Origin of the sequence: Pseudomonas sp. BNK-44-b (assembly GCF_047456245.1) — a bacterium.
GTDB lineage: Bacteria > Pseudomonadota > Gammaproteobacteria > Pseudomonadales > Pseudomonadaceae > Aquipseudomonas > Aquipseudomonas machongensis.
Genome location: NZ_CP179908.1, coordinates 3,699,264 through 3,720,587 on the forward strand (window position 1 = coordinate 3,699,264; position 21,324 = coordinate 3,720,587).

The 21,324-nt window shown below is 64.1% G+C and carries 17 protein-coding genes and 1 pseudogene; 6 read left to right on the forward strand and 12 right to left on the reverse strand.

The genetic code is table 11. The features are described from left to right. Positions 1 to 84: 84 nt before the first annotated feature. From ACMGGG_RS16965 to ACMGGG_RS16980, 4 genes are all read left to right on the forward strand, one after another. Positions 85 to 1,872 (forward strand): N-acetylglutaminylglutamine amidotransferase, encoded by a 1,788-nt coding sequence (locus ACMGGG_RS16965; protein WP_054893860.1) that lies wholly within the window; start codon positions 85 to 87, stop codon positions 1,870 to 1,872. 3 nt (positions 1,873 to 1,875) lie between these two features. After that, entirely contained in the window at positions 1,876 to 3,618 is a 1,743-nt protein-coding gene (gene ngg, locus ACMGGG_RS16970) for an N-acetylglutaminylglutamine synthetase (RefSeq protein WP_414154102.1), read from the forward strand. Between the two features lie 84 nt (positions 3,619 to 3,702). Beyond that, positions 3,703 to 4,887, forward strand: a complete 1,185-nt coding sequence (locus ACMGGG_RS16975; protein ID WP_063545789.1) for an osmoprotectant NAGGN system M42 family peptidase — start codon at positions 3,703 to 3,705, stop codon at positions 4,885 to 4,887. A gap of 112 nt (positions 4,888 to 4,999) precedes the next feature. After that, entirely contained in the window at positions 5,000 to 5,227 is a 228-nt protein-coding gene (locus ACMGGG_RS16980; RefSeq protein ID WP_054893888.1) for a YheU family protein, read from the forward strand. On the opposite strand, the gene csrA is transcribed toward ACMGGG_RS16980, so the two are convergent. Together csrA and ACMGGG_RS16990 are read right to left on the reverse strand one after the other, a co-directional pair. Beyond that, a complete protein-coding gene (gene csrA / locus ACMGGG_RS16985; protein WP_063545790.1) occupies positions 5,224 to 5,412 on the reverse strand; it encodes a carbon storage regulator CsrA in 189 nt (62 codons plus the stop codon). The genes ACMGGG_RS16980 and csrA overlap by 4 nt on opposite strands. Positions 5,413 to 5,544: 132 nt before the next feature. Continuing rightward, entirely contained in the window at positions 5,545 to 6,357 is an 813-nt protein-coding gene (locus ACMGGG_RS16990) for an SDR family oxidoreductase (protein ID WP_063545791.1), read from the reverse strand. A 233-nt stretch (positions 6,358 to 6,590) separates the two neighbouring features. On the opposite strand from ACMGGG_RS16990, the gene ACMGGG_RS16995 reads away from it, so the two are divergent. Beyond that, a complete protein-coding gene (locus ACMGGG_RS16995) occupies positions 6,591 to 6,743 on the forward strand; it encodes a DUF3309 family protein (protein ID WP_065862157.1) in 153 nt (50 codons plus the stop codon). A gap of 102 nt (positions 6,744 to 6,845) precedes the next feature. Here the strand turns inward: ACMGGG_RS16995 and ACMGGG_RS17000 are convergent. The 9 genes and pseudogenes from ACMGGG_RS17000 to ACMGGG_RS17040 form a co-directional block, all read right to left on the reverse strand. Further along, positions 6,846 to 9,929 (reverse strand): annotated as a pseudogene (locus tag ACMGGG_RS17000) (transporter substrate-binding domain-containing protein); the annotation flags it as partial. A gap of 30 nt (positions 9,930 to 9,959) precedes the next feature. After that, positions 9,960 to 10,586 (reverse strand): response regulator transcription factor, encoded by a 627-nt coding sequence (locus ACMGGG_RS17005; protein ID WP_112898936.1) that lies wholly within the window; start codon positions 10,584 to 10,586, stop codon positions 9,960 to 9,962. Positions 10,587 to 10,615: 29 nt separating this feature from the next. Next, positions 10,616 to 11,821: a hypothetical protein gene (locus ACMGGG_RS17010; protein WP_414154103.1), complete on the reverse strand. Its 1,206-nt coding sequence runs from the start codon at positions 11,819 to 11,821 to the stop codon at positions 10,616 to 10,618. After that, a complete protein-coding gene (locus ACMGGG_RS17015; RefSeq protein ID WP_414154104.1) occupies positions 11,818 to 12,435 on the reverse strand; it encodes a molecular chaperone in 618 nt (205 codons plus the stop codon). The genes ACMGGG_RS17010 and ACMGGG_RS17015 overlap by 4 nt, the downstream gene beginning before the upstream one ends. A gap of 242 nt (positions 12,436 to 12,677) precedes the next feature. Continuing rightward, positions 12,678 to 15,179: a TcfC E-set like domain-containing protein gene (locus ACMGGG_RS17020; protein WP_414154105.1), complete on the reverse strand. Its 2,502-nt coding sequence runs from the start codon at positions 15,177 to 15,179 to the stop codon at positions 12,678 to 12,680. 87 nt (positions 15,180 to 15,266) lie between these two features. Continuing rightward, the gene (locus ACMGGG_RS17025) at positions 15,267 to 15,746 is read right to left on the reverse strand and encodes a CS1 type fimbrial major subunit (protein WP_054893850.1); all 480 of its coding nucleotides are present in this window, start codon (positions 15,744 to 15,746) and stop codon (positions 15,267 to 15,269) included. Positions 15,747 to 15,939: 193 nt separating this feature from the next. Beyond that, positions 15,940 to 17,604, reverse strand: coding sequence for a cation acetate symporter (locus tag ACMGGG_RS17030; RefSeq protein ID WP_063545795.1), 1,665 nt, complete (start codon positions 17,602 to 17,604; stop codon positions 15,940 to 15,942). Further along, on the reverse strand, positions 17,601 to 17,912 hold the full coding sequence (locus ACMGGG_RS17035; protein WP_063545796.1) for a DUF485 domain-containing protein: 312 nt from the start codon (positions 17,910 to 17,912) through the stop codon (positions 17,601 to 17,603). Before ACMGGG_RS17035 ends, ACMGGG_RS17030 begins: the two co-directional genes overlap by 4 nt. Positions 17,913 to 18,101: 189 nt before the next feature. Then, entirely contained in the window at positions 18,102 to 18,962 is an 861-nt protein-coding gene (locus ACMGGG_RS17040) for a glycine betaine ABC transporter substrate-binding protein (RefSeq protein WP_414154106.1), read from the reverse strand. Positions 18,963 to 19,171: 209 nt separating this feature from the next. Between ACMGGG_RS17040 and ACMGGG_RS17045 the strand changes: the two genes are divergently transcribed. Further along, entirely contained in the window at positions 19,172 to 20,728 is a 1,557-nt protein-coding gene (locus ACMGGG_RS17045; RefSeq protein ID WP_414155823.1) for a beta (1-6) glucans synthase, read from the forward strand. A gap of 54 nt (positions 20,729 to 20,782) precedes the next feature. Here the strand turns inward: ACMGGG_RS17045 and ACMGGG_RS17050 are convergent, their stop codons facing one another. Next, entirely contained in the window at positions 20,783 to 21,145 is a 363-nt protein-coding gene (locus ACMGGG_RS17050; RefSeq protein ID WP_063545798.1) for a hypothetical protein, read from the reverse strand. Positions 21,146 to 21,324 lie beyond the last annotated feature (179 nt).

The following is a 21,324-nucleotide window of genomic DNA, read 5'->3' on the forward strand; positions in this document are numbered from 1 at the left end:
ACTCCCGCAAATCCCCTGGGTCAGTTCCTTAAGGTGCCCCATGTGGGGGCACTCTTTCCCCAACGGCAAAACCGGTAAGGACTTATGTGCGGATTAGCAGGAGAGTTGCGTTTCACCCCCATCGACCAAGCCCCCCGCCCGGCGGATCTCGCCGCGGTGGAGCGCATCACCCATCATCTGGCGCCACGTGGCCCTGATGCCTGGGGCTTCCACAGCCAGGGGCCGATCGCCCTCGGCCATCGGCGTCTGAAGATCATGGACCTGTCCGACGGCTCGGCGCAGCCGATGGTCGACAACACCCTCGGCCTGTCCCTGGCGTTCAACGGCGCCATCTACAACTTCCCGGAGCTGCGCCAGGAACTGCAGGACCTGGGCTATAACTTCTGGTCAGACGGCGACACCGAAGTGCTGCTCAAGGGCTACCACGCCTGGGGCGCCGCGCTGCTGCCCAAGCTCAACGGCATGTTCGCCCTGGCCATCTGGGAGCGCGACAACCAGCGCCTGTTCCTGGCCCGCGACCGCCTCGGCGTCAAGCCGCTGTACCTGTCGCGCAACGGCGAGCGCCTGCGCTTCGCCTCGACCCTGCCGGCGCTGCTCAAAGGCGGCGACATCGATCCGATGATCGACCCGGTGGCGCTCAATCACTACCTCAACTTCCACGCCGTGGTGCCAGCACCGCGCACGATGCTGGCCAACGTGCAGAAGCTCGAGCCCGGGACCTGGATGCGCATCGACCGCCACGGCGAAGTCGAGCGCCAGACCTGGTGGCAACTGCATTACGGCCCAACCCCGGACGAACAGGACCTCGACCTCGAAGGCTGGACCACCCGCGTGCTCGATGCCACTCGCGATGCCGTGGCGATCCGCCAGCGCGCGGCTGTGGATGTCGGCGTGCTGCTGTCAGGCGGTGTCGACTCCAGCCTGCTGGTCGGCTTGCTGCGCGAGGTCGGCGTGGACGACCTGTCGACCTTCTCCATCGGTTTCGAGGATGCCGGCGGCGAACGTGGCGACGAGTTCCAGTACTCGGACCTGATCGCCAAGCACTACGGCACCCGCCACCACCAGCTGCGCATCGCGGAACACGAGATCATCGATCAGTTGCCGGCCGCCTTCCGCGCCATGAGCGAGCCGATGGTCAGCCATGACTGCATCGCCTTCTACCTGCTTTCGCGTGAAGTCGCCAAGCACTGCAAGGGCGTGCAGAGCGGCCAGGGCGCCGACGAGTTGTTCGCCGGCTATCACTGGTACCCGCAGGTGAATGGTGCCGAGGATGCCTTCGCTGCCTATCGCGAGGCGTTCTTCGACCGTAGCCACGACGAATACCGCGACACCGTGCAGGCCCCCTGGTTGCTGGACAACGATGCCGCTGGCGATTTCGTCCGCGAGCACTTCGCCCGTCCCGGTGCAACCCATGCGGTGGACAAGGCCCTGCGCCTGGACAGCACGGTGATGCTGGTCGACGACCCGGTCAAGCGTGTCGACAACATGACCATGGCCTGGGGGCTGGAGGCACGTACGCCGTTCCTCGACTATCGCCTGGTCGAACTTTCTGCCCGTATCCCGGCCCGCTTCAAGCTGCCCGACGGCGGCAAGCAGGTGCTCAAGCAGGCGGCGCGACGGGTCATTCCCCATGAAGTCATCGACCGCAAGAAGGGCTACTTCCCCGTACCCGGCCTCAAGCACCTGGAGGGCGCGACCCTTGGCTGGGTACGCGAACTGCTGACCGACCCGAGCCAGGACCGTGGCCTGTTCAACCCGGCCATGCTCGATCGCCTGCTGAGCAACCCCCACGGCCAGCTCACCCCACTGCGCGGCTCCAAGCTGTGGCAACTGGCGGCCCTGAACCTGTGGCTCAGCGAACAAGGAATCTGACCGATGAAAGCCCATAGTGCCTATGGCCAGCGCCTGTTGCGCGGCCAGGCGCCCTCCTACGAACGCCTGCAGGCACGCCTGGCCGGTGACGGCAGCGACCCCCACGACCAGCCGCGTGCCGTGCACTGCGGCTGGGGACGGTTGCTGATCGGCCACACCTACCCTGACCCTGCACAACTTGCCGAAGCCATGCTCGACGAACAGCCCGGCGAACGTGACATCGCCCTGTACGTGGCGGCCCCCCAGCAGTTGCTGGCCCAGGCGCCGCAACAGTTGTTTCTCGACCCCTCCGACACCCTGCGCCTGTGGTTCACCGACTATCGCCCGGCCCAGCGCGTATTCCGCGGGTTTCGCATCCGCCGCGCCCAGGCCGAAGGCGACTGGCAGGCGATCAACACGCTGTATCAGGCGCGCGGCATGATGCCGGTCAATCCCGAGCTACTCACCCCGCGCCACCTGGGTGGCCCGGTGTACTGGATTGCCGAGGACGAGGACACCGGCGCCGTGATCGGCAGCGTCATGGGCCTGAACCACAGCAAGGCTTTCGACGACCCCGAGCACGGCAGCAGCCTGTGGTGCCTGGCCGTCTCCCCGCAGTGCAGCCGTCCGGGTGTCGGCGAAGTGCTGGTGCGCCATCTGGTCGAGCACTTCATGAGCCGCGGCCTGGCCTACCTCGACCTGTCGGTGATGCACGACAACCGCCAGGCCAAGCGGCTTTACCAGAAGCTGGGCTTTCGTAACCTGCCCACCTTCGCCGTCAAGCGCAGGAATGGCATCAACCAGGAACTGTTCCTCGGCCCTGGCCCTGAAGCCGGGCTCAATCCCTACGCGCGGATCATCGTCAACGAAGCCCTGCGCCGTGGTATCGAAGTCCAGGTAGACGACGCCAGCACCGGGCTGTTCACCCTGAGCCTGGGCGGTCGCAGGATTCGCTGTCGCGAATCACTGAGTGACTTGACCAGCGCCGTGACCATGACCCTGTGCCAGGACAAGCGCCTGACCCGCAAGGTGCTGCACGATGCCGGCCTGCAGGTGCCTGCCCAGCAATTGGCCGGCAACGCCGACGACAACCTGGCTTTTCTCGAAGAGCATGGCGCCGTGGTGGTCAAGCCGGTGGATGGCGAGCAGGGCCAGGGCGTCGCGGTCAACCTCACCGAATACGACGAGATCAGCCAGGCTGTGGAGCACGCCCGGCGTTTCGACAGCCGCGTGCTGCTGGAGAGCTTCCACGCCGGTTTCGACCTGCGCATCCTGGTGATCGGCTTCGAGGTGGTGGCCGCCGCCATTCGCCATCCGGCCGAGGTGATCGGCGACGGCAAGCACACCATAAAGGCGCTGATCGAGGCCCAGAGCCGCCGTCGCCAGGCCGCAACTGGGGGTGAAAGCCGCATCCCGATGGATGAGGAAACCGAGCGCACCCTGCGCGCCTCCGGGCTGGGTTTTGAAGACGTATTGCCGGCAGGCCAGCGCCTGGCGGTGCGGCGCACGGCGAACCTGCACACTGGCGGCACCCTGGAAGATGTCACCGAACAGTTGCACCCGGTGCTCGCCGATGCGGCGGTGAGGGCTGCACGGGCACTGGAAATTCCGGTGGTCGGGCTGGACCTGATGGTGCGCGATGCGCAGCAGCCGGACTACGTGATCATCGAAGCCAACGAGCGGGCCGGGCTGGCCAACCATGAACCGCAGCCGACTGCGGAGCGGTTCGTGGATCTGCTGTTCCCGCATAGCCAGCCCCTGGCCTGAATCGCTGCTGGCCTTTTCGCGGACAAGCCCTTGTTCGAACGGGCTTGCCCGCGAAAAAGCCCGCAAAGACCCCAAGGAGTACCCATGTCCGAACGACTCCCCGAACCCGACCTGGACTACCTCAAGCGCGTCCTCCTGGAGATGCTCGCCATCCCCAGTCCCACCGGCTTCACCGATACCATCGTGCGCTACGTAGCCGAGCGCCTGGACGAACTGGGCATCCCCTTCGAGCTGACCCGCCGTGGCACCATCCGCGCCACGCTCAAGGGCCGTCAGAGTTCGCCCGATCGCGCCGTCTCGGCACACCTGGACACCATCGGCGCCAGCGTGCGGCAGTTGCAGGACAACGGCCGCCTGGCACTGTCGGCAGTAGGTCACTGGTCCAGCCGCTTCGCCGAAGGCAGCCGGGTCAGCGTGTTCACCGACACCGGCGTGTTTCGCGGCAGCGTGCTGCCGTTGATGGCCAGCGGGCACGCGTTCAACACCGCCATCGACCAGATGCCGATCAGCTGGGAACACGTTGAGGTGCGCCTGGACGCCTACTGCGCTACCCGCGCCGATTGCGAGGCGCTGGGCATCGGCATCGGCGACTTCGTCGCCTTCGACCCGCTACCGGAATTCACCGACAGCGGCCATATCAGCGCCCGTCACCTGGACGACAAAGCCGGCGTGGCGGCATTGCTCGCAGCCCTCAAGGCCGTGGTGGAAAGTGGCCGCCAACCGCTGATCGACTGCCATCCGCTGTTCACCATCACTGAGGAAACCGGCTCGGGGGCCGCAGGCGCGCTGCCTTGGGATGTCAGCGAGTTCGTCGGCATCGACATCGCCCCGGTGGCGCCGGGACAGGCGTCCAGCGAGCATGCGGTAAGCGTGGCGATGCAGGACTCGTCAGGCCCGTACGACTACCATCTGTCCCGTCATCTGCTCAAGCTCGCAAGCGACCAGGAGTTGCCGGTACGCCGCGACCTGTTCCGCTACTACTTCAGCGACGCCCACTCGGCGGTCACGGCCGGGCACGATATCCGCACTGCGCTGGTGGCGTTCGGTTGCGACGCCACTCACGGTTACGAGCGCACCCACATCGACAGCCTGGCTGCACTGAGCCGCCTGTTGTCGGCGTACCTGCTCAGCCCGCCCGTGTTCGCCAGCGACTCGCAACCGGCCAATGCTTCTCTGGAGCGCTTCAGTCATCAACTGGAGCATGATGCGCAAATGGAGAGCGATACCCGGGTGCCAGCGGTCGATAGCCTGGTGGGCAACAAGAGCTGAACCTGGCGGCGGCGTCTACGCGGTTCAACCCGCTCAGACGTCGCCGACGATTAACGTCCCTGCCCCACTTTCAAGTAGCATGCAGCCCAACCTGCCCAACCCGATAGCCAACATGCTGATCCCCTACGACCAACTCGAAGCCGACACCCTCACCCGCCTGATCGAAGACTTCGTCACCCGCGACGGCACCGACAACGGCGACGACACCCCGCTGGAAACCCGCGTGCTGCGCGTGCGCCAGGCCTTGGCCAAAGGCCAGGCATTCATCCTCTTCGACCTGGAAAGCCAGCAGTGCCAGTTACTGGCCAAGCATGATGTGCCACGGGAGTTGCTGGATTAAGACGAGGAGCTGCGCTCCAGCTCCTGCTCCTTGATACGCTTGTAAATCTCCGAGCGGTGCACCACCACTTCACGCGGTGCACTGATCCCGAAGCGCACCACACCCCCTTCGACGGCCATCACTTTGATGCGGATGTTCTCGCCGATGGTGACGACCTCGCCGACATCACGTCCGATTACCAACATGCTCCGATCCTCCAGACCCAGGGAAAATCCGAGCCTGCTATGGGCATTCGGCCTATTCAATCATTCAGCTGTGAAATAGACCGCACCTACCCAGATCGGTAAAAAGACCTACAGACGGCACCTGCAGAACAGCTACTGCCCTGGCCGCGCCTTGGCCCGCATCTTTACCGCCATACTGGCCATCTCGTCATAGAGCACCTGCGGGGCTTGGCACTTCAGACGCCAGGCATCGCGCCCGGCCTCGTGTGGCAGAATCAGGAATTCGCCCGCCGCGACCTGAGCGTGGATGTAGTCGGCAATCTGTGCGGCAGTGATGGGCGAGCCTTCCAGCAGCTTGCCGACTTGCGCCTTCATCGCCGGATTCGGCCCGCGGAAAGAGTCGAGCAGGTTGGTCTGGAAGAACGAGGGGCACACCACATGCACCCCCACCTCGAGCTGGCGCAACTCCACCAGCAGGCTTTCCGAAAGCGCCAGCACACCGGCCTTGGCGACGTTGTAGTTGCTCATCCCCGGCCCTTGCATCAGCGCCGCCATCGAAGCGATGTTGATGATGCGCCCCTTGCTGCGCTCGAGCAGTGGCAAAAACGCCTTGCAGCCCTTGACCACGCCCATCAGGTTGACTGCGATCTGCCAGTCCCAGTCTTCAAGCGACAGCTCGGCGAAGAACCCGCCCGAGGCGACGCCCGCGTTGTTGACGATCACATCGATGCCGCCGAATTGTTCTTCGCAGGCTTGGGCCAAGGCGGTGAGCTGGCTGTAGTCACGCACGTCGCAACGCTGCACGAAACCATCGCCGCCTGCTGCACGTACCTGCTCCAGGGTTTCGCGCAGGCCAGCATCGTTGACATCTGCCAGCGCCAGGCGCCAACCCTCCCGAGCCCAGCGCAGGGCGATCTCGCGGCCCAGGCCGGATCCTGCGCCTGTGATCATGATGCGGTTTTGCATGGTGACGGGCCTTGTGCCGACTGAATTGCAACCGAGTCTAATCAACGTCGGACAGCCAGGCAGGATTCATCAGGATAGTGAATGCAAGCCCATGACCGTTCAGTCAGTGCCGAGCTCGTCGACCTGCAAGGGGCAGACACACAAATGGAATCTTTCAGGTCCGGCAACAGTCCGAATTTACAAGAGGCCAGCAGTTCCAGGCCCTTGACCCCAACCACGCAAGGATTTCGCCCATGACCACGATCCTCATCATCATCCTGATCCTGCTGCTGATCGGTGGCTTACCGGTCTTCCCCCATTCGCGCAGCTGGGGTTATGGCCCGTCCGGCATCGTCGGTGCCGTACTGGTGGTGCTGCTGGTGCTGTTGTTGCTCGGGATGATATGACGCCATCGCCATGCCGCCAGTGGCGGCATGGCGCTTGAGCTGGCGATCCAGTTGCTGCATCGCCGCGCGCAACGCGCGCACGTCTGCGCTCAATTGCTCCGGTGCTGGTGACGGCTCGGTGCAGGTACGTTCGAGACGTTCGCACAATTCCACCAGAGTACTGGCCCGCACGATGCGCGCAGCGCCCTTGACCCGATGGGCCAGTTGCGCAAGTGCCTGCGGCTGGCTCCTGAACGCCTGCAAGCACTTGAGATCACTACGGTTGCTGCTGCGCAGATCGGACAGCAAGGCATTGAGCGCAGCTTGGTCCTTGCCCACCAGGCGCATCAGATGGCCCATGTCCAGAATCGATTGCCCGCATGCGTTCTCCTGTGAGGGTGGACGACACGCCGTCAGTACCCGCTCCAGGTCTTGCAGCCCCAGCGGTTTGAACAGGCAACTGTCCATGCCCGCAGCCCGGCAGCGGTTTCGCTCATCGGCCAGGGCGCTGGCCGTGAGCCCGATCACCCGACAGCGCGGACGCTCGCTGCGCCGCTCATGTTCGCGGATTGCCCGCGCCAGTGCGTGCCCACCGAGGCGTGGCATGTTGCAATCGCTGATCACTACATCGAAATGCTCCTTCAGCCACAAGCGCAGGGCCTGCGTGCCGTCTTCGGCGACGCGGGCCTGATGGCCGAGGTAATCGAGCTGTTGGGCCAGCAACAGGCGGTTGGCCGGATAGTCATCGACCACCAGCACCCGCAATCTGGCGAAGTGCGTCATGGGCGTGGGCACGGCGGGCTCCTCACGGGCTTCCTGCGCGGTCAGCAAAGGCAGCTCAAGGTGAATGCACACCCGTGTTCCCTGCCCCAGCACACTGTCCAGCCTCAGGTACCCGCCCATCATCTGGCACAGGCTGCGGCTGATGGCCAGACCCAGCCCGGCGCTGTGCCGTGGCGATTGTCGTTGGTTGCTGGCCTGGCGAAACAGTTGGCCAAGGGCGGCCAGCTCATCGGCGGCAATGCCGATCCCGGTGTCCTCCACGGCAAGCTCGACCGACAGCCTGGCCCCCTGCGCACGCGCCTGCAAATCAACCCGGACATGGCCATCGCCGGTGAACTTGATCGCATTGCTCAGAACGTTGGAGAGGATCTGCTTGAAGCGCAGAGGATCGAGGATGACCTCGCACGCCTGTGCACCGCACATGTCCAGTTCCAACACCAGGCCCTTGGCCCGCGCCTGCGCTTCGAACAACTGAACCACGCTGGCCACCTGCTCACCCAGCACGACCCGCTGCGGCGCCAGTTGCAAACGCCCGGCTTCGATCCGGCTGACATCGAGAATGTCACCGATCAACTCGAGCAGACCGCGCGCGGCATCGGTGGCCACTTCGATGGCCATGCGGTCGAGAACACCTTGGCCCGCCTTGCGCTGGGCCAGTTCGAGCATGCCCAGCAGGGCGTGCAGCGGAGTGCGGATTTCATGGCTCATGGTGGTGAGAAAGCCAGTCTTGGCCTGGTTCGCCGCCTCCGCCTCGCGGCGCGCCCGTGCCGCCTCTCGCTGCAGACGGCGCAGGTAACGAATCCACACCAGCGCCAGCAACAGCAGGCCCAAGGCCGCCGCGAAGCCCCCCAGGATCTTGCCACGATAGCGTGACCAGACCCCATCCCCCATGATCAGTGGATTGCGCCAGCGGCGCACCAGGGCATCGGTTTCCTGTGGGGCAAGGCTGAGCAGGGCCTTGTTCAGGATGCCCTGCAACGCCTGCTCGCCGCGCGCCGTGGCCAGCGCAAAGTGAGCAGGCGGCAAGGATACGCTGGCCGCGATCTTCACGCGCCCCGGATACCAACGGGCGATCATCGGCCGCGCATCGTCGTAGGTCAGCACCGCCGCGCTCACCTGACCGCGTGCGACCGCGTGCAGTGCCTCGAGAGCCCCGCCATAGGCCTGCAAGCGGATACGCGGGTAGCGCTGGGCCAGGAGGTCCGGCACGGCACTGCCCAGGATCACACCCAGTCGGTGCCCCTCCAGCCCGACCAGGCTCGCAGGGCCGGAGGCGTCTTCACGCGTGACCAGCACCCGTGCCGCGCTCAGGTAAGCCCGACTGAAACTCAGCTCGCGGGCCCGCTGCGGGCTGTAGGGCAAACCGGCAATCACCTGCGCACGCCCCTGACGCACCCACTCGATCATCTGCTCGATAGTGCCTGAGGCTTGCACCTCGAAACGCAACCCGGTGCGCTGGCTGATCAATTGCAGGATGTCCAGGCTCAGCCCCTGCAGCCCCGCCTTGGCATCGCGATAGCTCAGAGGTAGCAACTGTTCGTCCAGCACCACCTTGACCACAGGATTGTCACTGATCCAGCGCTGCTCGGAGGTGCTCAACTGCAAGGCCGCGGGATCGTAGGCCGCCATCGCCAACGGGCTCCAGCGTCGGCGGATCTGCTCATGCTGGGGCTCGCCAATGCTGGCGAGGGCTTCATCGACCAAGGTCGCCAGCGGCCCGGTCGAGTCGAGCATGGCGAAACCGATCGCCTGTGAATCCAGGTCGGCACGACCGACCGCCTCGACCCCGAACAGCTGACTGCGCCCCAGCAGGTAGCGTCCTTTGTGCTCATCCCCGATATACACATCGGCCTGGCCCAGTACCAGCGCGGCCATGGCACTGAACGGCGAGGCATGCCACTGGATCTGCGCCAGCGGGTAACCTGCCAGAACCTGTTCCATTGAACGATAGCCTTCGACCATGGCCAAGCGCATACCGGGCTCATGCCCGGGTCCCGGTGCGCCGGCCGATCGGGCCGCCATCAGCATCGGCCGGTCCTCGGCATAGGGATGCGACAAGCGCAAGCCGGCATCCTGAGCCTGGCGTGCGGTCACCGAGCCGACCAGGTCGATGCGTGCATCACGCAACGCTGCAAACGCCTCGTCCTGCGTGGCAAAGACCTGCACCTCGACCTGCATGCGCAACCGTGCCGCCACCAGGCTGGCATAGTCGGCAGTGATACCCTCATACGTCTGGCCGGTGCCCAGCAGGTCGAAAGGGGGATCGTGTCGTTCGACGATACCCAGGCGCAACCGGCTTCGCTCCCACAACCAGCGCAGAGCGTCTTGCGTCGGTTCGATGGCCGGCCCCTCCGGAACAACCGCTGAATGCAACTGGGTGGCAGTTGCTTGCGGCGGGGCGATCAGGCACAACAGCAGCGCCATCGACAGGGCTCGGCCCAGCACTGGACAGCTCTAGATCAAAAGGTTGCGGCGAGCGAAATCCGCGAGATCGATGAGCGAACGGACCCGAAGCTTTTCCAGCAGACGGCTCTTGTAGGTGCTGATGGTCTTGTTGCTCAGCAACATCGCATCGCCGATTGCCTTGTTGCTCAAGCCCCTCGCCAACTGCTGCAGAACCATCAATTCACGATCGGTGAGGCTGGCGATGCACTGCGCCTCGCTGGCCTTGAGATCCTGCCGGTGCACCGAGCTGAGCGCCACCTGCGGAAAGTAGGTGTAACCGGAAAGCACGGCGCGCACCGCCTTGTTCAGTTCACCAAGATCATCGGTCTTGGACACATAGCCGGCGGCGCCGGCCTGCATGCAACGCAGCGAATAGGCCTCGGCCAGTTGCGAGGTAAGGATCAGCGACTTGGCCGGGTGCTCCAGGCTACGCATCCGGGCGATCACCTCCAGGCCATCCAGGCCAGGCATGGTGATGTCCAGGATCACCAGATCCACCGGGTCCTGGCGCATCAACCGCAGCGCATCGATACCATTGTCCGCCTGCCCGACGACCTCCAGCCGCTCCTGGCGCAACAGCATGCACACGGTCGAGCGGATGAAAGGATGGTCGTCGACCACCAGTACCCTGCTCATGCTCGTTCCTCGCTCGTCATGTCCATGGACTACAACTCGGCATCGAAAACGACGGTAACCAGGCCACTGTAGGTACTTCCGGCATTGGCCAGCATGCCGCGTACCTGATCGGATTCGATGGCGAAGTGCAACTGCCCGGGGCGATTCGCCACCGGCTGAACCGACTCGAACTGCAATGCCATGGCGCGCCCGGTGGGCAGCGGCAGTCGCTGCACCGCGCCGCCCCCATGCTGGATCCCGCCAGGCAGACTGAGCGCCACTTCCAGGTCGGCCTGATGGCTGGCGGCATCCCGAATCGCGCACCCGGTACCACTGTCGTGCTGACACAGCTTGTAGACCTTGAACGGGCCGGTCGACCACACCCGGAAAGGCAAGTCGCGGTAAAGCCGCTGTGGAACCCGACCGCCTCCCAACCATGCCTGCCAGCCACCTCGTGGTTCGAGCACGGCGCGCTCGGACCCTGGGGGAAACTCGAACAGGAAGGCATGCTGCACATCCAATTCGAAATTGACGGTCAGGGTATCGCCGCTAAGCCCTGACACTCCATTACCGAAGTCGAAGTCCATGCCCGGACCGATGCGGTAGGTGGTGGAGCCTCGATAGATACCAGAACGCAAACGGTAAGGCGGTGGCAGGTCGAGCTGGAAGGCGACGCTGGTTTCCTGCACGTCGAGGTTCTGGCTGAAGCCCGCTGCAGCGTAACCACCATCGGCAGTGCAGGCTCCCGGGGAGGTCGGATTGCCGATGCGCCAGAGGTAGGAGATAAGAGCGGGACGAAATTGCGATACAGTGCCGAGACTGCTGCAACCGCCCTCCACGCTTGCCTGGTAAAGCGTATGTCGATTGATATTCGCGCCGAGCACGCGTTGGCTGAGCGCCGTCCACTCGAACACCATACGCCGCGAATCGAGCCCGTCATCAGAACGCACCTCGATCTCGCGTCGAGCAGGAACCTTGACGAAGAAGGTATCGCGCACATCCGAAGCTGTACGGATCGTGGTCTTGGTATAGGTGATAGGCAGGGTCACGGTCATCTGGTCACGGCAGCTCGAACCCCAGCTCTGGCAAAGCCCGCCAGGCGGCGTAGTATTCTCGAACCGTCCCGATCCGCCGCCATGGTATTTCGCAGTCAAGGTCACCTCCAGGGCAGGGGCCACCGGTGCGGCCAGCAACATGAGCCATAGCCAGGCGCGACCGATATGCGCAAGGCGACCACGTCCTGCGAGGCGGCTCATCCTTCCACCACGACATCGCGGCGTTCGGCCCCTTCATGCAGGTCGAAGCGATGTTCCTTTTCCACATGACCACTGAATTGTCGGCTACGCCCCGGCAACAAGTGATGCTTGGTGGCCGCATCACAGGTCTGCGCCGCCACGTGGCACTGACGAAAACGGTCCAGGACTACACTGGCGTTGCCAGCGTTGGTCACTTCCAACTGACCACCCTGACGGCGAATCCGGGTATCGAAACGCGCCTGCTGCGGGCGCACGAACAACAACGAACCGTAACCGGCCAGCAAGTTGACGCCAGCCTGCAAGTGCTCACGGTAGCTGCGTGCCTCTTTTTCATCGACGGCAAAGCCATCGCCGCGCTCAGGCAGCACCGGGACGAAGCGCAGGCGGAAATAGCGCTCCTGATCTCGTGGCCCTCGGTACAGAAGGCGCACAGCCTGCATGCCACCAGCGGGCACGATCAGCCGGGCAGGACTGGCGATCAGCCCTCGCTGTTCCAGCGCCAGACCATCGGTCGCGACCTCACGAGCACTGCCGTCTGCGTCATACACCAGCTCCACCACGCTGATCCTGACGAAGGCCGTGGTGTCGCCACCATTGCGTACCCGTTTGAGCAAGGTGCTGCGATCACCTTCAAGGTAGTCGTAAAGACCACCGATGTTCAGTTCCGGGGCCGCGTGTAATTACAGCGGCATCGTCAGCAGCAGGGCCATCAGGCCGCGGATATCCATGCGATAAATCTCCATGCAATCAATGTGATATTAGGGGGGCGTGGGGCGCGTGGCCATGCACCGATGCGAGCGATACTTCCCAAAACGCGATGAGAAAACTCCTACAAAAAGCAGGAGCAATGCACTTCTCAACCACTGCGAGCATCCGTGGCAGGGCCCCCTTCGCCCGCCAGCTCACCGGGCCTGCACTGCTGGTCACCGGCCAACAGCACATCGCCCTCGCGCACCAGTCTCGAGGGGTCAAGCGCCAGCAAGCAGACCGCTGCTCCCTTGAGACGGACCTCGAGCGTCGGGGTCGACTCGCTCATTTCAACGGCGAAGAAACCGTCGACTTCAGTGACGCTGCGGCTGGCGTGATTGATCACCTGCGCGCCCCGCAGGGGCTGGCCCTTGTCGTCGAACAAACGTCCCAGCACCGTGACCGTGCGCATCACTCGCAACTGGCGATAGGCGATGCCGCCTCGGTTCAGGTGGTAATCCAGGCTGGCGGGCTGGATCAACGCCACGGTGGGGTCGATCCCCTCGAAGTCGAACTGCACGCTGCCGGGCTTGTAGGCCGCAACCGGGATCACGTTGCGACCGGGGCGCAGGACGGCGGTGCTGCCATTGGGGTCTTCGGCGTGCAGTTTCAGGTCGGGCAGGTCACTGTCGACGTCGACAATCAGACCCGCCTGATGCGGCAGGTACTGGCCGCTCAGTGCGACCTTGCCGCCCCCAAGCGCAAGCAGGCTCTCCAGGTTAACCCCACCGCTGAACTCACCGTTGTAGGAAGATTGCTGGACGTAGGCATCGCCATGCATCACCTCGTTTTCGAACTGGGTATCGCCGCCAAGCCCCACGCCATAGCGGTCGGCACTCACCGTTGCACCTACACTGCGCAGCGGCCCGAGCTCGAGGTCTTGCTGATAGGTCAGCGAGGTGTTGATGTCGCGCCCGCCATCACGAGAGGTGCGGGTACCGACAGTCGCCGACACCCGCCGCCCCTTGCCGCCTCCCAGGCTCATGCTCAGCGCCAGGTTGACCCCGCGGCTGCGTGACTCACCCGTGGCCAACGTGCCGGGGCGGTCGAACACCGACAGCCGCCAGTTGGCATCGGAGCCGAACAGCCGCCCGTAATACGACCACCCCAGATCCAGCCCCACCCCCTCGCTGGCACCGCTGCTGTGCGACACCCGCAGGTTGGCAGTGTGCCGCGGGTCCAGGCGCTGACTCAGCGACACCGAGGTCTGCCGGGTCGCCTGCGCCGCATGAGGACGCTGGGTGGTCGTCTGGGGGGTGAGCCAGGAACGGCTGTGGCTGGCCACCAGGGAGGTGGTCTCGAGATTGCCCACGGCCTGCAGGTCGTAGCCGTTGCCATAGCCCCGGGCCTGATAGAGGTTGCCATACAGCTTGAAGCGCTCGTGCACATCCCAGTCCAACGAAGTGCCGAACTGCTGCTGCTCATCGATCTGCTGCACGGAAACCCCCACCACTGCGCGTGGATGCAGGAGGTAGTTGGCAAGGATGCCGCCACTGAGGCTGTCGTCATGCTCACGTGACCAGTTGCTCAGCACACTGCTCTGGCGCCCCAGGTAGACGTTGTAGCGCCAACGCCCGCCGCGGCTGCTCCAGTTGCTGGGTTTGTAGATGAATGCCTGGTCGCGCGAGGTGACTTGGCCATCCTCGACCAGACGCACCTCGACTTCGTAGATGCCACCGGGCAGCACCCGGGTGTCCAGGGTCTGCAAGCCAGGCTGCACAGGCTGGCTGTTGATCAGCACACCGTTGCGGTAGATCTCGACGATCGCCGGTCGGTCGGGGGTGACGTAGATTGGGGTGGTGCTGGGCATGCCGGTGTCCAGGGCCAACCCGTCGCTGCTGCCGAACATCAGCCCCAGTGTAGTGTCGGGGCTGGCCCCGTTCAGCCGTGGCTGGCGCGTCAGGCCCTGGGCACTGGGGGTGAAGTAGCCGAGCCGATAGAAGTGATCTTCGACCAGGCGTTCGGCATACAGCTGCTCGACGTGATAACGGGTCGAGGCATCGGCCTCGCTGCCACGGTCGAGTTGGCCATCGGCCAGGGCGGTCCAGTGGCCGATGCTGCCCTGGCCCTGCAGTGCAAAGCGCCCAGTGCCGCCGCGCCCATCACCGACCAGGTTGAGCTGGTTGCGCAGCAACAGGCCCGTGCTTCCTTGCTCTGGCGGCCGGTGAAAACGAGGTACCTGCCCGGCGCTTTCGGCCTGGAGGGTGAGCAACGATAACTGTGAGTTGACCAGGCTGTAGTGCACGGCCTGAAGCCCGTCGGGACAATCCTGAAGACAATCTCCGAGCGGTCGCGGTCGAGCCAGACGCTCCTGCCAGCGCTGGCGCAGGCTTTCGGGCTCGCGGCTCTCGTCGGTTTCGGTGAACTCGAGCAGTTGCACCTGCTCGTCACGCCCCAGGACCACCATGGCATCGCCCAGGTAGCGGCCGTCCAGGTCCACCCGCACCGCCAGCGGCACATCGAAGAAATGCCCCTCGAATTCACGCGGCAAACCCTCGACCCGCCCCAGGGTTGCAGAGGCAGCAAGGCCGATCCGGGGCATCAGGGCGATGCAGGCGCCCACGAGCAGGCAATGGCGGAGCGCGGCGGGGATAGGTTGAAAGATTGGCATAGGCATCATGGCAGGCAATGCCCGCCCCGCCCTGACAAGCATCAGACAGGAGCAGCAACGGGCAATGGAAAGCAGGGAGTGAGCGAATCAGGGCGTGGCGGTTTCGAACATCATGCTCACCAGCCCCTGGTAGCTGCCGGGCACATAGCCGCCGGCTGGCGCGGCTTGAGCCGCGATCTCGAAACCGACCACCGCACCCGGCGCTGCCTGCGCCGCGGTGATGACTTCGGTGGAGGTGGTGCTGAGTGTGGTGCCGGCCACCGACACATCCAGGCCGATGCTGTTCACGCCGTCGCTGACCGCCGCCGGCGACACCAGGTAAGCGGTGATCGCGCCAACGGTGCTCTTGACCTGCAACTGCTTGCGGATCGGCTGCAGTTCGCTGCGGAACGAGTTCCAGGACAGTTCTTGCGGATCGTTCATCCAGTTGCCGCCCACCGGCTCGACGAAGAAGGCATCGGTAGGCACCTGTGCAGTGACCTGGACCTGCTTTTCGATAGGATCGACGGCATATGCCGATGCGACGGTGAACAGTGCGAGGGGCAGGGCCACGAACAGACGTTTCATGAGGAAATCTCCTTGAAGTGATGAGGCGGAATAACGCTTGACTGCGTCACCTGGCCCATTATTCGCGGAGTAATCGACGCATTAACTCAGACCCTTCCCAGCGAGCTTGGGAAATTTCCCAGGGATAGAGAAATGCCATCAGTCAGAAACGACGACGCCCCGGCAAGCGGGGCGTCGTACTCGGCATCAACGATCAGTGGGAAACCGCACCACTGGCGCCCAGGCCGGTCTGCGAGCGAACGAACTGCGGGTAGAACAGTGCACGCTCGTCATCGGCAGCCTTGGACTTGTCGGTGACCGAGAAGAACCAGATACCCGCGAAGGCGATGATCATGGAGAACAGCGCCGGGTACTCGTACGGGTAGATGGCTTTTTCATGACCGAGGATCTGCACCCAGATGGTCGGGCCGAGAATCATCAGGCCAACCGCGCTGACCAGGCCCATCCAGCCGCCAATCATGGCGCCACGGGTGGTCAGCTTCTTCCAGTACATCGAGAGCAGCAGTACCGGGAAGTTGCAGCTTGCGGCGATGGAGAAGGCCAGGCCAACCATGAAGGCGATGTTCTGCTTCTCGAACAGGATACCCAGGCCGATCGCCAGGACGCCCAGGGCGACGGTGGTGATTTTCGACACGCGGATCTCGTCCTTGTCGTTGGCCTTGCCCTTGCGCCATACGCTGGCGTACAGGTCGTGGGACACCGCCGAAGCGCCTGCCAGGGTCAGGCCGGCAACTACAGCCAGGATGGTGGCGAAGGCCACCGCCGAGATGAAGCCGAGGAAGATGCTGCCACCCACGGCGTCGGCCAGGTGCACCGCCGCCATGTTGTTACCGCCCAGCAGGGCGCCGGCGGCGTCCTTGAAGTCCGGGTTGGTGCTGACCAGCAGGATCGCGCCGAAGCCGATGATGAAGGTCAGGATGTAGAAGTAGCCGATGAAGCCGGTGGCATACAACACGCTCTTGCGCGCTTCCTTGGCATCGCTGACGGTGAAGAAGCGCATCAGGATGTGCGGCAGGCCTGCGGTGCCGAACATCAGCGCCAGGCCCAGCGAGAAGGCCGAGATCGGATCCTTGACCAGGCCGCCCGGGCTCATGATCGCCTCGCCCTTGGCATGCACCTTGATCGCTTCGGAGAACAGGGTGTTGAAGTCGAAGCCCACATGCTTCATCACCATCAGCGCCATGAAGCTGGCACCGGAGAGCAGCAGCACGGCCTTGATGATCTGCACCCAGGTCGTGGCCAGCATGCCACCGAACAGCACGTACAGGCACATCAGGATGCCGACCAGGATCACCGCGACGTGGTAGTCCAGGCCGAACAGCAGCTCGATCAGCTTGCCCGCGCCGACCATCTGCGCGATCAGGTAGAAGGCCACCACCACCAGCGAGCCCGAGGCCGACAGGGTGCGGATCTCTTTCTGCCCGAGGCGATAGGAAGCCACGTCGGCGAAGGTGTACTTGCCCAGGTTGCGCAGGCGCTCGGCGATCAGGAAGAGGATGATCGGCCAGCCGACCAGGAAGCCGATCGAGTAGATCAGGCCGTCGTAGCCGGAGGTGAACACCAGCGCGGAAATACCCAGGAAGGAAGCAGCCGACATGTAGTCACCGGCGATCGCCAGACCGTTCTGGAAGCCGGTGATGCGCCCGCCTGCGGCGTAGTAGTCCGAAGCCGACTTGTTGCGTTTCGAGGCCCAGTAGGTGATCCCCAGGGTGAAGCAGACGAAGGCCAGGAACATGATGATCGCCGACATGTTCAACGGCTGTTTCTGCACCGCGCCGCTGATCGCATCGGCAGCCCACACGGCGGGTGCGAAGGCACCGCAGGCCAGTACGGCCAAGGTTTTGGCGTGACGAATCATTGCTGCGCCTCCTTCAGGATCGCCTTGTTCAGCTCATCGAACTCGCCGTTGGCACGCCGCACATAGATGGCGGTGAGGACGAATGCCGAGAGGATCAGGCCGACGCCCAGAGGAATGCCCCAGGTGATGGAAGAGCCGGGGCTGAGTTTGGCGCCGAGAATCTGCGGGCCATAGGCGATGAGCAGGATGAAAGCGCAGTAGAGGCCGAGCATGATCGCCGACAGGAGCCAGGCGAAACGTTCGCGTTTGGTGACCAGCTCCTTGAAGCGCGGACTTTCTTGTATCGATCGGTAGATGCTGTCGTTCATTGTTTTTGTCCTAGCAGCAACACAGTAAGGGGAGAACCCGCCTTAACTTTATGCTGCCGGTGGACGCCAACCAGACGACCTTAGTCTTAGATGCAACAGTCTTTTACCATTCGGGTAACAAAGTCAGGGCCAATGCGCGCTTTGCAGGAGCGGGTTTACCCGCGAAAAGTACCCACTGGCCCCAATCGGTTATTTACCCGTCCACTCCTTGACCCGCTCAGGATGCTTGGCCACCCAGTCCTTGGCCGCCGCTTCAGGCTTGGCCCCTTCCTGGATCGCCAGCATCACTTCGCCGATCTCGTCCTTGGACTGCCACTGGAACTTCTTGAGGAACTCGGCCACTTCCGGCGCCTTGGCCGCCAGTTCCTTGCTACCGATGCTGTTGACGGTTTCCGCTGCACCATAGACGCCCTTGGGATCTTCGAGGAACTTGAGTTTCCATTTGGCGAACATCCAGTGCGGCACCCAGCCGGTGACCGCGATCGACTGCTGCTTGGCATACGAACGCCCAAGTTCCGCCGTCATCGCCGCGCCGGAGCTTGCCGTCAGCTTGTAGCCGGTGAGGTCGTAGTCCTTGATCGCCTGCTCGGTCTTGAGCATGACTCCGGAGCCTGCATCGATGCCGACGATCTTCTGCTTGAAGCTGGTGTCGGTCTTGAGGTCGGCGATGCTGTTGGCCTTGACGTACTCCGGCACGATCAGGCCGATCTTGGCATCCTTGAAGTTGGGGCCGAAGTCGACCACGTTATCCTTGTTCTTGGTCCAGTATTCGCCATGGGTCACCGGCAGCCAGGCCGAGAGCATGGCATCGAGCTTGCCGGTGGCGACACCCTGCCACATGATGCCGGTGGCCACCGCTTGCAGCTTCACGTCGTAGCCGAGTTTCTGCTTGATCACTTCGGCGGCCACGTTGGTGGTGGCGACACTGTCGGCCCACCCGTCCACGTAACCGATGCTTACTTCCTTGGCCATGGCCTGTGCAGCACCCATGGCCAACACCAGGGCGCCGGTCACGCCCAGGAAACGTCGCATTCTTGTAGTAGTCGCCATCAAAGCATCCCCTCGTCAGGTCTTGGAGATTGCATCATCAACCTGCAACACAGCGCGACCTGCTCCGTCAGCGACCTTTACCCAACGATAAGCGACAGCACTTCGCCATTAGCGTCATCCTCGCGCGGAGTTCTGCGCGATCCTTGCATGCCAAACTGTTGGCGCCGGGCTACTATCAGCGACTCTCAACCGATGACCCGCGCCAGACGATGGACCGCTCGATGCCCAGCACGCCCCGCACCACCCTCCTCTACCTGATCACCTGCCTGTTCGCCCTGCTCGGTCTCGGTGCACTCTGGTATGGCCTGGGCAAGCCGGTGCACCTGCCCGATGCGGCGAGCCCGACGCATAAATTGCAGTGCGCCTCCTACACCCCCTTCGACAAGGACCAGTCGCCCTTCGACCAGCCATTTCGCCTGCGCCCTGCGCGCATGGACGCCGACCTGGCGTTGCTGGCCGAGCGCTTCCAGTGCATCCGCACCTATTCGATGACCGGGCTTGAGGCGATTCCGGCGCTGGCGCGCAAGCACGGGCTGAAGGTGATGCTCGGTGCCTGGGTCAATGCCAACCCGGTAGACACCGACAAGGAGGTGGCGCTGCTGATCGAGGCGGCCAACGCCAATCCGGACGTGGTCAGCGCAGTGATCGTCGGCAACGAGGCGCTGCTGCGCAAGGAGGTCACCGGCCAACGCCTGGCCGAACTGATCACTCGGGTGAAAGACCAGGTGCAGGTCCCGGTGACCTACGCCGACGTCTGGGAGTTCTGGCTCCAGCACCCGGAAGTGGCGCCAGCGGTGGACTTCCTGACCATCCACCTGCTGCCCTACTGGGAGGATGATCCACGCGGCATCGAGGACGCCCTGGCGCATGTCGCCGAGGTACGTCAGGTGTTCGGCAACCGCTTCGCCCCCAAGGACGTCATGATCGGCGAAACCGGCTGGCCCAGCGAAGGCCGCCAGCGCGAGACCGCAGAGCCAAGCCGGGTCAACGAGGCACGCTTCATTCGGGGCTTCGTCGCGATGGCCGAGGCCAACGGCTGGCACTACAACCTGATCGAAGCTTTCGACCAGCCCTGGAAACGCGCCAGCGAAGGCGCCGTGGGTGGCTACTGGGGGCTGTACGACGCTGATCGGCAGGACAAAGGCGTACTCGAAGGGCCCGTCAGCAACCTGCCACTGTGGCCACAGTGGTGGCTGGCCAGCGCGTTGCTGGTGTTGGCGACGCTGGGCCTGGCCGGGCGCCCGGCGCACGCCCGCGCGGCGTTGCTGTTACCGCTGCTGGCGGCAGTCGGCGCGGGCAGCCTGGGGCTGTGGGGCGAGCTGATGCGCACCAACGCGCGCTTTGTCGCTGAGTGGCTGTGGGCGGCAACGCTGGCGGGCCTGAACCTGCTGGTACTGGCCCATGCCGCGCTGGCCCTGGCCCGACGCGAAGGCTGGCGTGAGCGGTTGTTCGCCTGGCTGCAGGCGCGAGCCGGATGGTGGCTGCTGGCAGCGGGATTCGCAGCGGCGGTGAGCATGCTGGCAATGGTCTTCGATCCGCGCTATCGCAGCTTCCCCAGCGCAGCGCTGCTGCTGCCGGCGCTGGTGTACCTGTTGCGACCGGTGGCCGCGCGCAGGGCCGAAGTCGCGCTGCTGGCATTCATCATCGGCGCAGGAATTGCGCCGCAGCTGTATCAGGAAGGGCTGCACAATCATCAGGCCTGGCGCTGGGCGGCGGTCAGTGTGCTGATGGTGGCTGCCCTTTGGCGCAGTTTGCGCAGGGCTTGAAACGGCGGTGTTCTTTTTGCGGGCAAGCCTGCGAAAAGAACACCGGTAAACCTGCTAGCTGGAGGCCCTGACCAACCGCAACCCCGCCAGAACCACCGCAAAAACCCCCAGGCTCGCCGTGTACAGCACCAGCGCCGGCACCCCTGCCACCAGCGCCAGCACCGCCCCCCACCAGCCAAGCCGTCCCGGCAGCACCTGGCACAGCAAGGCCAGCCCCAACGCCACCCAGCCGATCACCTGGAAGTGAATCCACAACCCCAGCAGCGACCGCGCCTGGCACTGCCAGTGTTCGCCAGGCACCGCGCACAGGCCTACCCACTGCCCGTCTTCCATCAGGCCGAAACGCACGCCATAACTGGCCGCCAGCCACACCGGCAGAAACAGCAGCAACGCAACGACAGGCCACCAACGACTCATGCACAGCTCCAGAAAATGTAACCGGCGCTCAGGATAATCCCCCAGGCCTGCCGCGCAAGGCAAAATGGCGCGGTTCGGCTAATGTCGAGGAAAGCGGTCATTGCCGCAGCGGCCAACTTCACGGCAACATCCGCCACAATAAAGGACAGCGCGCCAGGCAACTTTGCCAGGGGCACGAT